Below are 14,359 nucleotides of genomic sequence, written 5' to 3'. Positions count from 1 at the left end.
TTTTAGTTGACCACTACACAGTGATTGTCATTGTGACCAACTCGCGATTACAGCTATCAACGCTGCAGCTAATTAATCCGCCAACCACTCGCCCGTCAGCGGTACACGCAACAATCTGTCCGTTATGGCTAACCGGCGTCAGCCCATTAACAATGGGCTTATTGATTAACTTCGCCATCAGTTATCCTCCTCATCGTCCGACCAGGCTTTCCGCTCTGCTGTCAGCTGGTCAGTAATGCCTTTGTTGTAAATCGTCCCGTCGTCATTCAGTAATACCGGCTGTGTCGCGCAGTAGCAGTTAAACCGGTTGCCGCCGTCAGCGTAGAACGACTCAACTTCCTCGACAGTGAACACTTTGCCGTGTCGTGCCGCATGCCAACTGCGTGTCGTCGGTTTTAGTGCAGATAACCACAGCAGACCGGTGCGCAGCCCGAGCCGCTCACTCGCCCATGTGGTTTCGTTCCAGTTTGCACGGCGTAACGCGCCTACCTGCTCTGTCTGAGCTATGCGCTTTGCATTGCTCATTGAGACATCCAGCCGCTGACTAACGATTCTGGCTGTTTCTCTCGGATTAACACCTCTGGCTATCGATGTGCCGATGATGTTCGACAGGTCAGCGCGGGCAGCATCAGAAATGCCTTTCCAGTCGCTGAACGTTGAGATGAACGCTGCGGCTATCTGGTTTTGGTATGCCGGTTGCGACATCAGATAAGTGAGCGTGGTCTGTGATGCATACGCCTCTGACTGTAGTGACAGATTGGTATACGCATTCAGTGTGCCGCGATCATACTCCGCCGCGACATGGCCGAACGCCCACAGATTTTCACTTCCGCCATCAAGCAGGTACTCATCCAGAATAGATTGCAGCCGTTCAAGGAACCGTGCGTACTCGTCAGGCCGCTCAGCGAGGTCATACGAATAAACACCAGTGTTAGCCCTGATAAGCGAATCTGGTTCGTTCTGTGCGTTTTTAGCGAGGATGTAGCTGTAGAGTGAGTTCTGATTTCGTTCTTTGCCGGTGAGTGACAGGTCGAACAGCTGGCGGAGTGCTTTTTTCAGTCCGTGGTACCGGTTTTCAATGTCGCGGTACATCTTTCTGACAGGCCTTCCTGACTGTGTAGGATCCGCCTTATTCCTCGGTATGATCGGCGACCCTGTTTTCTGGTTCTTTATCATCAGTTAACGGGTCTCCTTTGGGGCCTGTTTCCGGTGGTGCATCCTCTTCGATTGGCTCAAGTTCACCAACTGCGCGGATTTCATTCGGGGTAAATATCGCCATACCGAATGCCTGTTGTGATTTCCACGCAGCATCTGCCATCTTGATCATGTTATCGATTTTGTCAGCTTCACTCGGAGCCAGCATGTCAGACCATGCCAGAGTGATATCACCTGACTCTGGTTGCGAGATAACGCCAAGAGCACACAGGCGACCGATGATTTCAGTGACATACTTTGTCTGAAATCCCCAGCGGCGACCATTCAGACGCTTACCATATGCCGCACCATCTTTATCCCCGGCCAGTACGCCGGTTTGTGTCCCGAGAAACTCAGAAAAAGGGATGCGTATTGTGGTTAGAAATTCACGAACTGCCACCTCCCATGATGGATTAGGATCAGCGGCAGCAACAGAGAGTACATTCATGCGTCCGGCCTGCATTACCGCTGCTGAATCTGTACCACGATTGAGTTTATCGACTTTATCAGCCATCGCTGCGCCAATGTCGTCATATCCCGCCTCCTTTGCTGCTTGCGCAATGTTGCTCATATCGGTAGTAGCATCGAACTCAACAGCAATCTGACGGCTGGCGTTTTTCAGGAATCCCTCAGCGCTGCCACCGGAAATCTTTTCGATATCCAGTAGTTTGTTGAATCCGGCTTTCAATAGCGGGATGCCAGAAAACATGTAATCATCATCTGCGCCCTCGCACAGAATGATCACCCGGTCTGGATGTATTTTCTTTTGCTTTATCGGGCCGTGAATCTGGAGCCCGACAGGTCGCTCATCAAAATCGTAATACTTCGGATTACCGTAGTTCTCAGATGAGATATCCGTTTCCCATTCAGTTACTTTTAACTGCGGCTCCCATAACGGTATCAGGTTAACCAGAGCTTTTTCACCCAGCCGCTTAACCCCGGCGATATCTACCGGCTCACTCCAGTCGGCACCGTCTTTTAACTGGATAACCAATGCCGAGTAGTGACCGACCATATTGCGACGGTCTGCATCCTTAATTCTCGGCCAGAATCTTTTCAGTAACTTGGTAACCGAGGATTCCCACGGTGTTGTTTCCTTGTTTTCTTTCGATTCATCACCATCAATGATAGTCGGATTATCCTGCCAGCAGTCATCCAACAAACGATGGACGGCAGCATGTGCAACCGCGTTACGTTCATAGGCATTGTAGTAATCAGTGAATGACAATTCAGCCGGATATCCGAACTCCTGATAGAGCGTCGTTCTTTTCGTGTTGCTGGAAATGCCGCCTGATGCATACAAAGCCCGTTGCACCGCCATATTGGCGACACTGTTCACGAGCAATTCCAGCCCTTCATTTTTTGTTGTCACTGAAATTCCTCTTAGAAATAGAATTGCGCCGGGCGCTTAATGATCGGGAACTGCTTCACGATGTAATAACCACCTGCATCGTTAGGGTGATCGTTATCAGCCGATTTATCTGGCTCTCCATTCGGAGCCCATACCTGCTGCTCAAGCGACTCCGTGTAGACAGGGCAGCGCTTAACATTCACCTTGTACCGCCGGTCACCGTTTGCATTACAGAACATGGCATTCATTGAGTTAATTCTGTCTTTAACCGGTGGGTTTGACGCATTGACGACCACGTTAAATCCGGCTTGCCGAAGCTGTGCCAAGTCTGTTGCGCTGGCGTTATTTGATTTTCTGGATTCCCCGGACGCATCAGGGTAGATGTAAATTTCACGCGCCTTTTGATAATCACCATCGGCATACAGCCAGAACCGCTCTTTGATAATGCGGATCATATCCGGCGTGTCGTAGGCGTTGATGATTTCTGTTACTGCGTGAGGCAATCCAAGGCGCAGCACATGAACCACGCCAGCCATTTTGCCGACGTTAAAGTCCATTCCGATATACAGTGGTTCACCTGGTTGCTCTTCTTCCTCGCTGTTATTCAGCCTGCGGTCAAAGGTGTGATAGATGGTGCCACTGGTCAGGTTTGTGAATTGTCCGCGCAGATATGCTTTGATTAGCTCAGGGGGGTAAGAGTCCATCAGAGACGGGATGTAATCCGCTGGCAGATTCTTTTCATTGTCGAACGTTGACGCCTGCACCAGACCGTACAGTGTTGTCAACTCAGGTTTATCGCGTACAGCCTTCACGAACTGCTGATAAACGAACTTAAATCCTTCCGGCGTGGTGGTGACATCAATTCCGTTGCGCAGTCCATCAACTTTGTAGCGCATACGGGCAATAATTTTACGCCATGCTTTTTGCGCCTTATCAGCCTTCATGACATCAAGCTCATCAATCAGCGCGTTACCAATCTTGAATCCGACGATTGTCTCTGGCTTCTCCATCGACCGGCAGATTGTTGTGCCGCGATACCGCTTGCCTTCGTAAAAATGAACCTCTTTGTTGCCTTCGTTCACCTTTACTTTCAGGCCCCAATCGAAAGCGACCTCTTCGACAGTGGGATAAAAAATGTCTCTGATCTGCGGATAGGTTGGCGCAAAGTACCCCTGGTTAATTCTCGGATGCTCCCACATCCCCTTACAGATACCGCCGCACCCTACCCACGTCTTACCGGAGCCGAATCCGGCAACATATGCCCTGAATTTATTCGGCATAGCCAGAAATCGCGACTGAGGGATATTAAGGGTCGGCGCTATCATCTTCTCTGACCCTCGCATCTATCACATTGATGTTTATTGCTACCGGTGTCGGTGTATCGTTCTCATCATCCTCCGCCAGTTCTCGGCCGAGCTTGTCTGATTCAAGATTAATTTTGTTCGTTGCCGCTTTGCGGTATTTAGTATCCGCGATAATTTTAAGCAGGCTTTCTTTATCCAGGCCAAGCGTTGATATAGTTCGTTCCAGCGACTCTATCCGGGCAATATTCCGGTCTAATGCCTGCTCCGTATTAACCAGTTGCCGCGCTATTTCGCTGCGCACTTCGGCCTCTTCCGCCGACTCAAAGTCAGTTCGCAATTTGCCAAGAACCTTTGTTACTGAAAGCGTCCTCGCACGGATAAAAAGCAACTCCTGAATTAAATCCAGTCCGGCGGCATCCTCAAATAACTCGTCAGAGTCAGGCATGTACTTTGAATACCCAGAGTGTTTAACTGCGGCTCTGTTACCTGGTGCAAACGGAGGATAATTTGTTACTTTGCGCTTTTGCGCATTGCGCACTGGTCGGGTTTCGGTTTGCGCACTTTGCGCACCTTTCTGCGCAGTTGGTTTTTTGATATGCCTGCGAGCGGTTGCGTAATTCAACTCCTGAGACTCACACCACTCTTTCGGTGATATCCCTGTAGCGGCATGGTCAGACAGGAACTGTTTTTGTAGCTCGCTCCAGTTTGATCCTGCCATAATTGTTCCTTACTGTTTCTCAATCACTGGAATATATCTGATGTCACTGGTTCACCCGGTACAATATATTTATGAGCTGTCCGTACCAACAATGCAGATAAGTCTGTTCGTAATGAGCCGATCTTTCGTTGTTATCAAACTACTCCATGCCGTGCCGTCTTTATTTTGTATGCACACAAAAATGAAACAAAATATGTCAAATGTTTTTGATACTCCCGGAAGGACTTGAAATTGTGGTTTACATCGACAAACGCAGCATCGCTATTTTATATATAGTTTTAGTTACTTGGCATTCGCGTAACTTTACTTTAAAGTAGTAGTCTGTGGTATGTATAGTACTATGCGTTACAGCCCCTCTAACCAGGGACGGTTAGAAGGGAATCGTTACTTCCTTCATTTATTCACGCTTATTGTAAATTCCTGTGATTCCAAAGCACCCTATCTTGTTATGATGCCCCTTAAATTCACTGTAATTAATTTAAGGCTATCCCTTTAGTTTTTTTTCGTCATACCGATAGTTTATATGAGTGCTTATTCATTCATACATTCATATATATCAAAGGACTTAATATGCCACAGATTATTAATACCAACGCCATGAGCCTGGTGGCTCAGAATAACCTGAACAAATCACAGGCTGCTCTGGGTACTGCTATCGAACGTCTTTCTTCCGGTCTGCGTATCAACAGCGCAAAAGACGATGCTGCAGGTCAGGCGATCAGTAACCGTTTCACCGCTAACATTAATGGTCTGACTCAGGCATCCCGTAACGCAAACGACGGTATCTCCCTGGCGCAGACGACTGAAGGCGCACTGAATGAAATCAACGATAACCTGCAGAACATCCGTCGTCTGAGCGTTCAGGCAGCAAACGGTACTAACTCCGAATCTGACCGTCAGTCTATCCAGGACGAAATCGACCAGCGTCTGGCTGAAATCAACCGTGTTTCTCAGCAGACTGAATTCAACGGCATCAAAGTGCTGAGCAAAGATCAGACGCTGAGCATCCAGGTTGGTGCGAACGATGGTCAGACTATCGATATCAACTTAGGCAAGATCGACACCGCGACACTGGGCCTGGAAGGCTTCAGCATTATGGATATGGTCGCTGCAACTGAAGTTACTCAGGGTATGCAGGTTACCAGTGCAACTCCAGGTGCTGAAAAATACAATTTAAGCACAACGGATGTTGCTGATCTCAAGGCTGAGCTGTTTGCTGATGCCGACAAGGCTGGCAAGATGTTTGCCTATTCTGATAAAGATGGCAATACCGCGTTCTTAGGCCTGGATAAAGATGGTAACTGGACTGCTGCTACCGCTGCCGTTAAAGCTGCCACTCCGGAAATTGATGATGGCGCAGGTAACATTACTCCTGCAGCACCTGCTTCAGTCACCTTTACAGCAGTAGCTGATGCTGCTTTTAAAGCTGACTCGGTAGCTCAGGCAGCTGCAAAAAGCCTGGAAACCCTGCAGACCATGGATGATGCATTAGCACAGGTTGATGCCATGCGTTCAGGTCTGGGTGCTTCCCAGAACCGCTTTAACTCTGTTATCAGCAACCTGGATAACACCGTTATCAACCTGTCTGAATCCCGTGCCCGTATCCTGGATGCAGACTTCGCGGTAGAAGTATCTAACATGAGCCGTGCGAACATCCTGCAGTCAGCGGGTACCACTGTTCTGGCACAGGCAAACCAGGTTCCGCAGAACGTTCTGACTCTGCTGCGTTAATCTGTCCTGATATCAATAAGCCCAGCATCGTATATGCCGGGCTTTTTTACATACGTCAGAGACGTTAACAACGTTCTTGGATCACATATGGCTTCCCGCAAGTAAGATATAGACCATCTCACTTATTGCTAATAATCCAATTAAAAAGCCCACTCAGTGAGCAGGCTTTGTGCTGGGTTACCATGGATAAATCTTTCGTACTTGCCCAGGTATTCTTCAAATTAATAAAACTGATACTCATTATGGAATATCCCCGGGTCCATATACATCAGGGAATCTTTTTTCTGAGTAAAATCTTCTACCGCTGGCTCTGGAAATAAACTCTCATAAGGAACATCAAATATATTTATTATCTTAAACACAGTGCTGGCATCTATTTTATTTATTCCACGCTCATACCTTGATATCTGTTGCGAGGATATTCCCAGCCGGTCTGCTAAGTTTCTTGTGGTCATACCGTTACGGCACCTTAAACTACGGATATTCTGACCTACAATAAGATTAATGTCTTTCACAACGCCTCCTAATTAACGCAAATAAAGAGTAATTCACATTGTGTGACATGACAAACAAAATAACCCAAAACTCATCAAAACACAGCGCTTGTTTAGTTTTAGTTTAACTTAGGTCACTACACTAAACCTCGAGTACTCAATTGTGTGATTATGACTTACTGCCCGATTCGCCCCATATCTCTCTTGCGGGGCTTTTTTTGCCTGTTAAAAGCCATGCGGTTTAGCGAGCTGTTATTTATCTTTCGTTTGGTTTTTGTTTAATTTTATTTATATTAAGTCTGTATAATTCACTGATAATAATGTTAAGTTTGTGATTTTGCTGTCCCTTCCGATCTTTCTTGCCCCTTTCCTTGGTTATGGGGCTATTTTTTTGCCCTCTTCGCTTCTATCTCTCGTATTGATCGCTTATCCAAATTGCATGCTTTATGCTATCGGTTCAGCCAGCTAATCATCGGATAAAATGTCCGTTTGAGACTCAAGCCACGGCACCAACTTGTTGTCAGCAATCTTCATGCAAATGAACCCAACCGTCTCATACCCATCTACGCCATCAATGTCTGTTTCAAAGTCTCAATGACCTTTCTGAATGGCAAACAGGAACATACCTTTACCGCTCCAGCCTTCACGATCAATCTTTGCGCCAGCGTGGCTGGCTTCTAATGCTTGACCGAAATTCATACAAACCTCTCTGTTTGGATATAAAAAAGCCCCACTATTTAGCGAGGAGTTACCTCCTTATTTGACTAAGTATTATCCTGGATAGTTTACCTAATGTTATTTCCCTAAAATCCGAGTATTCTGGAGTGGCAGTTATTTCAAACTGTAAAAAAAATGTTTAAATCTTAAATACTATTTGAATATGCTATTAGCCCCTTTTTATTTTAAGGGGCTTTTTTTATCCTCTCCGCTACTATCTCCCGTATTGCTTTCTCACATAAAAAAGCCATCAGTGATTAGCTAATGGCTATAATATAAAATCTCAACATTTTGAGACTTATGTAATCAATAAGAATATATCAACTAGTTAACTTCAACTGCTTGACCGGTGTCATTAATTCGGTAGCACTTACCCGCCTGAATATCTTCACCTTCATAAAATACCGAAATGCGTTGACGAGAACCATCGTGCCAACCAATAGCCACTACGCTATTCTTACCTACGCGGAATGATTCAGGGCTCTGTTCAGCAAATAAAGCGACCTCTGAATTGGTATCAACCTTCCTCGCTTTTTGCGCAACGAAAATAGGCATTGATGGGAGGATTTGTTCCTGCTCATAGCCACTGATATCACTATTCATGCCCGCTGAAAAAAGGTATTTCACGCTTTCTGACGATTCTTTTCGGTAAGAATCGTTTAGAATAATGTCAGAGCCCATCCCCAGTGAAACCAGCCCGCAATTCTCACCAACAGTCTGAATGCTATTTTGTTCTCCCAATGAAACTAAAATCGAATCTTTGGCCTTTACACGCTTATCATCAATGAGTTCGTTTGAGATACGGCTCCGATTACCATCAATAACCGCAGTTACACCAAACTCATATTCAGCCGTTGAATCTTTACGGCCTTTACTTTCATCAAAAAGGACGAAAGTACCTAAACCAACGCGTACATGGTTACTCTCCCCTAATCCGAAAAATCGGTCTCCCTCAGAAACAAAAGAACGTATCTCTGAACCTTCCCCTGTTGTTATAAAAGTATTATAACCAACTGAGTTGAACGCTTCATTCGGATAATCATTATTAAAATCCATTGGATAGTCAGGCCAACTTTGATATCCATTTAATGGAAAATCACTGCTCAGAAGAGCTCTTTCTCCTGAGTGCAAATAAGAGACATATGAAGATTTACCGCAAACAGAAAGGCCTGCCTCCTCAAAGCTAAAAGCACCACCTCCGTGTTCTCCACCAATAACGATACCACCTTCAACTACACCTAGCTGTCCCATAAGCACCTCTCTATTTTATTAATTAACCAATCAACTATACTGGTTAAACATACAGTTAAATGAATTTAAATCAATGCATTTGCTTAAAAATAAGAATTTAATAGATTTATATCTAAAATAATTAAAATATATGCTTAGTAACACTCTTTTTTAACATAATCTCTTAAACCAAGATATTGTCTCTCGAGCGTTTCAAGCTGTTTAAGGAGATGAAAATAATCCGGTTCAGCGTCTCTCGCCAAGGTGGCGGGTCTGCCATCATCCATGCTGGCGGCGGTATCGGCTCCGGCCTTTGGACACTCGGCTTTGATGTACACGCGCTTAGTGCCAGACTTAACAGCATCACGCAGGTTATCAATTTCAGTTTTGGCATTGGTTAACTCCTGCGTGTACATGGTGTCGAGTTCGTGAAGTGACTGAATGCGGGATTTGTAGTCTTTGTTGATGGCGACTTGTTCAGATAGCTGACTGGTCAGTGAATTGCGTTCACCTCTCAGCTTATCAATCCGGATTGCCTGCCAGCTAATAATGACCACTGCAGCGACCACCGCCCACTCACTGAGTTTCACAGCAGCCCCCAGGCTCTCTCGAACACATCCGGTGAATACGGCTGATAACCCAACTCAACGCCGACAATCGCAGTAGCCAGCGCAATGCCGGTCTTTTTGTCTTTGGTGTTCAGGTGGTCATTAATACCAACGCCGATATCCGCAGCTGCACGTTTGATATAGCCAACCGTGTTGTTTTCATTATTTGGCGCATATTTTTTGATAATGGCTTTAACTGAGTTCAGACCGTGTATTGTCTGATACGTCTGAAGCAATTTATAGATTGCCCGGATGCCATACTCAGGAGACTGAAACCGGCAGAAGCGGGATTCTATTGCCGGATCATATGGCAACTGTCCCTGCCATGAATTGCGCGGGTTGTAGTCGATATTACCCGGGTTATTGTTGCGTTCGCCGCGTGCTGGTTTGCTCATTTTTTACCGCCTGAGAATTTTGACCAAAAGAAGTCCAGTGCAAAAGAACCCATAGCGCCACACATACCGGCAGCAAATACCGTGTAATAAAACGAAGCGTTGAGTTCCACAGAAAGCAGCCCACCCATCAGGCCGGAGAACCCAGAAACCATCATCTGCATGATTGCCCCCAGCCAGCTCCAGCGGTAGCCGTTGCGTTTATTGTCAATAATGTACCGGGCTAAGCCACCGTAAAGGGATATGGCAAATATGACACCCCATGCTGTACCGGTGACTTTCAGGTCTTTGTCATCCATCTTTGCCATACCGCCCCCTTCCGGAGGATTTAGTTAATAGGGTGCCGCGCACAGTATCTCTGCGCTGATTACGTTTGTTTGTTCAGGATTCTGTGGCGGCGTATATGGGAAAAATCAGCATAAATATATATTTGAATATATTTATTATAATTTGTTATTTAATATCCTGAAGATACTCTATAATATTGTTTCTGGCGGAATTAAATGCGCCAATCAGGATATACACAAAGTTTAACGCCGGTCGAGCTGTGCTTGTGACCGGCTTTTTTTGTACCTGATATTTGAGTTGTCCGGAATAACCGAATATGTGAGTAGCCAACTCTCAGTTGACAGCTGATTCGAGCTATCCGGTTATTCCGGAAAGTTGAACCTGTAAGTAACCCTTACAAGTTGCAGATATGAAAAAGCCCTCCGGAGAGGGCTGTTATGCATGCTTCGACACAAGGCCGGTTTCCCGCCGGTGTGCGCCGTTTACTTACTTCCTCGCTCTGCATTCTAAAAAGCCCCGCATTTGGCGAGGCTTATAATTCAGGTTAAGCGACTTAAGAGTCATGTAGAGCAACTTACCTGATAAGTATTGTCCATTTGGTCATTGCTGTCAATAGCAAAATTCAGTGATTTTACGCACCTTAGCTACACGTTTACGACTGTTCATTGCATTTCGCAGAGGTTCGTATAGCAACCATTGAGCCGCCTTGAGTTTTTCGTCAACCTCACGGCGACATGTCCGCATAGATGGAACCTTTATTTTCCCTCCTGAGCGCGTGTTCATTTTGCGTGGTTTTGCAACGCCGTGATAGTAAGATGCAATCGACAGCTTGGATGAGCCGTGAGCATAGTAACTGAGCAGTATTCCGTAAGCCTGTGTGTCAGTGGCGATAACTGAATCTACGACCTGAGAAATCAACATTCCGTCATCGTCATTGCACATTGGTCTTGTTGGGTTTTTATCCGGCTCGGCAGTCTGCATGAACTTATAAATCATGTTGATCATGCGAATATCAATCCGGCCTGAATATACCCACGCCCCCCACAACTCAAGCCACTGGTTAAGCCAGTCATACTGCTCTTTGGTGAGTTCCTTTTCTCCGATATAGCTCATCTTACCTCCGGCAAAACAGTGTGTTTGTGGCAGTCGTACCGGGTGCTGTACACCTTCCTCAGTAGCAACTTCCTGCTTTCGCCGACTTCCTGTCGAACCTTGAGATATCCGTCTCTTTTCTGTGTGACTACGTGGTGATACTTTGTTTCACGCCTGAGCCACCTGGCTTCTTCGATTGCTGCCGCTATGTCTGTGAACATGATTTCAGCTCCTTCAGTTTTCGCCGGTACTCATCCCGAATCCGCTCGTAGTCCTCCCGTTTCCACTTCGGCAATTCATGAACACCCATCAGACGGTCGAAGCGTTCCTGACCGATTTTCTCAATCAGCTGCGGCGTATAATTTTCGATGTTTCCCGATAGATGGTTATTACATGGGGCGCATTGCTTATGGACGTTATCCTCATCAAACCGCAGTTCCGGATTGGCTCCGGTGGTTCGATAGTGCCCGGCGTGATATTGACCTGTGTGGTGACGACCACAACTGATACACGGCAGGTCTTTATCCCTTTCCCGGATGTATGCGTTGAATGCGGTCTGTGCTTGTTTTGCGAAATATGAGGTGGGTTTTACTGCTAACTTGCGGATTTTTAGTTTATCTTTTGCTTCACGTTCTTTTTGCTGCTGCTCCTTTCTTAATTTGGCCTCGACCTTTTCCCTTTCCCTGCTTCGTCGCTTTATTGCTAACTCAGCACCATGTTCCGGGCAACACCACCATTCGTTACTGAACTTCGGGTGAAACCATGCCCGGCATATCAGGCACTTTCGCCTTGGCCACTTCATCATACTCCTCCTTCAGTTCGATAAATGTATGATTATAAAAAACTTCGATTAACGGCGATAAAGTGTTCTACTATTAATGATGAGATGTTAATTCTTCATAAAGGAGTTGGTTATGCATAAAGTTATTCTTGTACCTATAGACCTAAATCATAACTATTTGACCGACAAGGTCATTTCTGAAATCAATGAATTCTCAGTAAATAAAAATACACATTTTTATTTCTTGACGGTCATTTCCCCCGCCGAAAAATATAATGAGTATGGTGTTGGATACCCGATGATCACTGAAGATACAAAATTCGAAGATGAAACGTCCAAAGCCATTGAAAAAGAACTAAAAGAAGTTGTAAGTAAATTCGGCATCCCCGATAGCCAGGTATCACTGCTCGTTAAGATTGGTAGTGCTGCCGACATCATAATCGACGTATCTCAACAGATTAAAGCTGACCTTATTATTATTGGCTCCCGCAATCCAAGCTTTAAAACACATATCCTTGGTTCAACTGCTTCATCGTTAGCACATTACGCAAAAACATCCGTATTTATAGTAAGATAACGCATGTTACGCTGCGGGAAACTGTCTTTATAAACAGCGCACCTCCCGCAGCATTGCGTCAATTCTGGTTATGAGCGACCGGCCAAAACCATCTTCGAACGGATGCTTTCTGATTTTTGGTGCTGGTATTTTTTCAGATGCGATAATATTCATCGCCGCTTCAGACATGGCCTCCGTCAGGAAGTGATTTCTCAGCCTGGTAACGGCGTTATCGTCAAATTGGTACACCGGACTCAGATAGCCACGGATAACCCAGCGCCCCACTGTTTTTACGCATCCGATACTTTCCATCTCACGCATGTAGATAGATGTTGCCCTGGTATCAACGCCGATGGCTGCTGACACTGTTTTGTTGGTGAACTCGGTGCAATCACGGCACCGTTTGATGATCTCTACGTACAATTTGTATTTTTCGCTGTTCATCGCCACATCCTATTAACCATTGCTCGTGGTGTTGGTTTCAGATATTTGACTACCGGCAGATACACGGTAACGTCAAAATACTGAGGATCGATATTCAGTGACTTCACCGGGTTATACCCCTTGCGCCTATAGTGAGTGCAGAGATTATCGGCTTCGTCATTGGTGATACGCTGGTGTATGTGAGGTTCTTTCATGCGTCCTGCCCTATTCCTGATACCCGTAATGATTGAAGCTGTATCGCGTTGTGCGGGGTTTTACCCCCTCGCCTATAGCCCACGCCTGCGAATACTCTATTAAGCTTGTCATGCGCTTCTTACTCATGTTTGCGGTACTTTCTCTTGCCAGCGGTACAATCTCTCCCTCAAGTCCCGGAATAAGCGTCCCGTCACGGCCTGTCGCCTTTGCATGTCCGGATACGAAAATACATTTCCAGTCCTGCAATCCCCACGTATTGCCAGCCCATACAATGCCCTGCTCTGCTACGTTGCCGCACAGCGCATGAAACATGTCATTTTGGGGAAGGGTTCGCTTCGGATCGGATATTTTTACTTCTAGGGGGAATTCTTCGTTAAGCGGGAGATTGTCAAGCTCTGCCTTGAGATTTCTGAGTATCTGTATATTCCTGAGAAGGAATGTCTGTTTTTGCATTCAGCCTCCTGAGGTTATCGGTTGCCGTTAGTTTCTTACGGGTGTATTTTAATTTCTTCGGGTCGTTAGCTCAGCCGGTAGAGCAGTTGACTCTTAATCAATTGGTCGGGAGTTCGAGCCTCCCACGACCCACCATTGCGGTCATCGTATAATGGCTATTACCTCAGCCTTCCAAGCTGATGATGCGGGTTCGATTCCCGCTGGCCGCTCCAATCATTTCAAAAAGTCTTCTGTCCTGGGTTATGACGCTACTTAACCTGCCTGCGGAAGCTTTCCCATGTAAAATTGATAACGGTCGGCGATCCCATTCTCAGGCGGTCAATAACCCGATCACCCAATGCTTTTGCCAGTTCGTCAAAATTGAGATTGGTCAGCACACCTACCGGCTTCTTGTTCGATGACCGGCGATCTACCACCTGAAAAATAATAAGTTCTTCGTTCAGGTTATTGCGTTGCACGCCAACATCATCCAGCACCAGTAAATCCACTTCGCACAGGTCGCTGATCAGCTGCGACTCAGTAGTTTTTGCCCCTTTCTGGTATGTCTCACGGACACGCATCATCAGGTCTGGCAGAGTGGCGATCAGAATGCTTTTCCCGTTCCGGATTATCTGGTTGCCGATAGCCGCCGCCAGATGGTTTTTACCGGTGCCGGGATTACCGCTGAAAATAAATCCGCCAAATGATTTACCGAACTCAGCTGCGTACTGCTGTGATTTACTGAGAGCCCGCTGCTGCTCCGGCGTTGTCGCCAGATAGTTATCGAACGTGCATTCCTGGTGTAACGGACTTGTAGTGGTCAACTAAAATT

Annotated in this window: 17 protein-coding genes, 2 tRNA genes and 2 pseudogenes; 4 read left to right on the top strand and 17 right to left on the bottom strand. The window is 46.2% G+C overall.

The window, feature by feature from the left end; all coding sequences use genetic code 11:
* Positions 1-177: 177 nt before the first annotated feature.
* The 4 genes and pseudogenes from U868_RS0116550 to U868_RS25570 all read right to left on the bottom strand — a co-directional run.
* Positions 178-1,176 (bottom strand): phage minor head protein, encoded by a 999-nt coding sequence (locus tag U868_RS0116550; RefSeq protein ID WP_071997723.1) that lies wholly within the window; start codon positions 1,174-1,176, stop codon positions 178-180.
* On the bottom strand, positions 1,130-2,566 hold the full coding sequence (locus U868_RS0116545; RefSeq protein ID WP_025154260.1) for an anti-CBASS protein Acb1 family protein: 1,437 nt from the start codon (positions 2,564-2,566) through the stop codon (positions 1,130-1,132). The genes U868_RS0116550 and U868_RS0116545 overlap by 47 nt, the downstream gene beginning before the upstream one ends.
* 11 nt (positions 2,567-2,577) lie before the next feature.
* Positions 2,578-3,870 carry a terminase large subunit domain-containing protein gene (locus U868_RS0116540; RefSeq protein WP_025154259.1) on the bottom strand — a complete coding sequence of 431 codons (1,293 nt, stop codon included), beginning with the start codon at positions 3,868-3,870 and terminating at the stop codon, positions 2,578-2,580.
* A 493-nt stretch (positions 3,871-4,363) separates the two neighbouring features.
* A pseudogene (locus U868_RS25570) lies at positions 4,364-4,567 on the bottom strand (terminase small subunit); the annotation flags it as partial.
* Between the two features lie 570 nt (positions 4,568-5,137).
* Here U868_RS25570 and U868_RS0116530 point away from each other — a divergent pair.
* Positions 5,138-6,298 (top strand): FliC/FljB family flagellin, encoded by a 1,161-nt coding sequence (locus U868_RS0116530; RefSeq protein WP_025154257.1) that lies wholly within the window; start codon positions 5,138-5,140, stop codon positions 6,296-6,298.
* 221 nt (positions 6,299-6,519) lie between these two features.
* Here U868_RS0116530 and U868_RS24155 read toward each other — a convergent pair whose 3' ends face one another.
* The 9 genes and pseudogenes from U868_RS24155 to U868_RS0116485 all read right to left on the bottom strand — a co-directional run bounded on the left by U868_RS24155 (position 6,520) and on the right by U868_RS0116485 (position 11,924).
* Positions 6,520-6,813: a helix-turn-helix domain-containing protein gene (locus U868_RS24155; RefSeq protein ID WP_071997722.1), complete on the bottom strand. Its 294-nt coding sequence runs from the start codon at positions 6,811-6,813 to the stop codon at positions 6,520-6,522.
* 444 nt (positions 6,814-7,257) lie between these two features.
* Positions 7,258-7,491 (bottom strand): annotated as a pseudogene (locus U868_RS26360) (DUF2829 domain-containing protein).
* A gap of 342 nt (positions 7,492-7,833) precedes the next feature.
* Positions 7,834-8,760 carry a hypothetical protein gene (locus U868_RS0116515; RefSeq protein ID WP_025154255.1) on the bottom strand — a complete coding sequence of 309 codons (927 nt, stop codon included), beginning with the start codon at positions 8,758-8,760 and terminating at the stop codon, positions 7,834-7,836.
* Positions 8,761-8,894: 134 nt separating this feature from the next.
* Positions 8,895-9,329, bottom strand: coding sequence for a lysis protein (locus tag U868_RS25100; RefSeq protein WP_029991241.1), 435 nt, complete (start codon positions 9,327-9,329; stop codon positions 8,895-8,897).
* The gene (locus U868_RS0116505) at positions 9,326-9,742 is read right to left on the bottom strand and encodes a structural protein (RefSeq protein ID WP_025154253.1); all 417 of its coding nucleotides are present in this window, start codon (positions 9,740-9,742) and stop codon (positions 9,326-9,328) included. The genes U868_RS25100 and U868_RS0116505 overlap by 4 nt, the downstream gene beginning before the upstream one ends.
* Positions 9,739-10,047: a phage holin family protein gene (locus U868_RS0116500; protein ID WP_015422877.1), complete on the bottom strand. Its 309-nt coding sequence runs from the start codon at positions 10,045-10,047 to the stop codon at positions 9,739-9,741. The genes U868_RS0116505 and U868_RS0116500 overlap by 4 nt, the downstream gene beginning before the upstream one ends.
* Before the next feature lie 589 nt (positions 10,048-10,636).
* Entirely contained in the window at positions 10,637-11,140 is a 504-nt protein-coding gene (locus tag U868_RS0116495; RefSeq protein ID WP_025154252.1) for an antiterminator Q family protein, read from the bottom strand.
* Complete coding sequence (locus U868_RS23710) at positions 11,137-11,340, bottom strand: hypothetical protein (RefSeq protein ID WP_025154251.1); 204 nt, start codon at positions 11,338-11,340, stop codon at positions 11,137-11,139. Before U868_RS23710 ends, U868_RS0116495 begins: the two co-directional genes overlap by 4 nt.
* Entirely contained in the window at positions 11,325-11,924 is a 600-nt protein-coding gene (locus tag U868_RS0116485) for a recombination protein NinG (RefSeq protein ID WP_025154250.1), read from the bottom strand. The genes U868_RS23710 and U868_RS0116485 overlap by 16 nt, the downstream gene beginning before the upstream one ends.
* Positions 11,925-12,033: 109 nt before the next feature.
* Here U868_RS0116485 and U868_RS0116480 point away from each other — a divergent pair, with 109 nt between their 5' ends.
* The gene (locus tag U868_RS0116480) at positions 12,034-12,477 is read left to right on the top strand and encodes a universal stress protein (RefSeq protein WP_025154249.1); all 444 of its coding nucleotides are present in this window, start codon (positions 12,034-12,036) and stop codon (positions 12,475-12,477) included.
* A gap of 27 nt (positions 12,478-12,504) precedes the next feature.
* Here U868_RS0116480 and U868_RS0116475 read toward each other — a convergent pair whose 3' ends face one another.
* Genes U868_RS0116475 through U868_RS0116465 form a run of 3 tightly spaced genes read right to left on the bottom strand, consistent with a single transcriptional unit; the run spans position 12,505 to position 13,548 of the window.
* On the bottom strand, positions 12,505-12,900 hold the full coding sequence (locus U868_RS0116475) for a hypothetical protein (protein WP_025154248.1): 396 nt from the start codon (positions 12,898-12,900) through the stop codon (positions 12,505-12,507).
* Positions 12,897-13,094 (bottom strand): hypothetical protein, encoded by a 198-nt coding sequence (locus tag U868_RS0116470; protein ID WP_025154247.1) that lies wholly within the window; start codon positions 13,092-13,094, stop codon positions 12,897-12,899. Before U868_RS0116470 ends, U868_RS0116475 begins: the two co-directional genes overlap by 4 nt.
* A gap of 10 nt (positions 13,095-13,104) precedes the next feature.
* Positions 13,105-13,548: a recombination protein NinB gene (locus U868_RS0116465; protein ID WP_025154246.1), complete on the bottom strand. Its 444-nt coding sequence runs from the start codon at positions 13,546-13,548 to the stop codon at positions 13,105-13,107.
* 59 nt (positions 13,549-13,607) lie between these two features.
* Between U868_RS0116465 and U868_RS0116460 the strand changes: the two genes are divergently transcribed.
* Positions 13,608-13,683: transfer RNA gene (locus tag U868_RS0116460), tRNA-Lys, on the top strand.
* 2 nt (positions 13,684-13,685) lie between these two features.
* Positions 13,686-13,760: transfer RNA gene (locus tag U868_RS0116455), tRNA-Gly, on the top strand.
* 36 nt (positions 13,761-13,796) lie between these two features.
* On the opposite strand, the gene U868_RS0116450 is transcribed toward U868_RS0116455, so the two are convergent.
* Positions 13,797-14,351, bottom strand: coding sequence for an ATP-binding protein (locus U868_RS0116450; protein WP_025154245.1), 555 nt, complete (start codon positions 14,349-14,351; stop codon positions 13,797-13,799).
* Positions 14,352-14,359: the final 8 nt, after the last annotated feature.

The organism is Morganella morganii H1r (assembly GCF_000633515.1).
Lineage (GTDB): Bacteria > Pseudomonadota > Gammaproteobacteria > Enterobacterales > Enterobacteriaceae > Morganella > Morganella morganii_B.
This window is presented reverse-complemented; position numbering and strand designations above follow the sequence as displayed.

What these genes read in the sequence shown, in the direction of transcription:
- U868_RS0116550 (WP_071997723.1), bottom strand. Translation starts at nt 1,176, where the DNA reads ATGATAAAGAACCAGAAAACAGGGTCGCCGATCATACCGAGGAATAAG.
- U868_RS0116540 (WP_025154259.1), bottom strand. Translation starts at nt 3,870, where the DNA reads ATGATAGCGCCGACCCTTAATATCCCTCAGTCGCGATTTCTGGCTATG.
- U868_RS0116530 (WP_025154257.1), top strand. Translation starts at nt 5,138, where the DNA reads ATGCCACAGATTATTAATACCAACGCCATGAGCCTGGTGGCTCAGAAT.
- U868_RS0116515 (WP_025154255.1), bottom strand. Translation starts at nt 8,760, where the DNA reads ATGGGACAGCTAGGTGTAGTTGAAGGTGGTATCGTTATTGGTGGAGAA.
- U868_RS0116505 (WP_025154253.1), bottom strand. Translation starts at nt 9,742, where the DNA reads ATGAGCAAACCAGCACGCGGCGAACGCAACAATAACCCGGGTAATATC.
- U868_RS0116500 (WP_015422877.1), bottom strand. Translation starts at nt 10,047, where the DNA reads ATGGCAAAGATGGATGACAAAGACCTGAAAGTCACCGGTACAGCATGG.
- U868_RS0116495 (WP_025154252.1), bottom strand. Translation starts at nt 11,140, where the DNA reads ATGAGCTATATCGGAGAAAAGGAACTCACCAAAGAGCAGTATGACTGG.
- U868_RS23710 (WP_025154251.1), bottom strand. Translation starts at nt 11,340, where the DNA reads ATGTTCACAGACATAGCGGCAGCAATCGAAGAAGCCAGGTGGCTCAGG.
- U868_RS0116485 (WP_025154250.1), bottom strand. Translation starts at nt 11,924, where the DNA reads ATGATGAAGTGGCCAAGGCGAAAGTGCCTGATATGCCGGGCATGGTTT.
- U868_RS0116480 (WP_025154249.1), top strand. Translation starts at nt 12,034, where the DNA reads ATGCATAAAGTTATTCTTGTACCTATAGACCTAAATCATAACTATTTG.
- U868_RS0116475 (WP_025154248.1), bottom strand. Translation starts at nt 12,900, where the DNA reads ATGAACAGCGAAAAATACAAATTGTACGTAGAGATCATCAAACGGTGC.
- U868_RS0116470 (WP_025154247.1), bottom strand. Translation starts at nt 13,094, where the DNA reads ATGAAAGAACCTCACATACACCAGCGTATCACCAATGACGAAGCCGAT.
- U868_RS0116465 (WP_025154246.1), bottom strand. Translation starts at nt 13,548, where the DNA reads ATGCAAAAACAGACATTCCTTCTCAGGAATATACAGATACTCAGAAAT.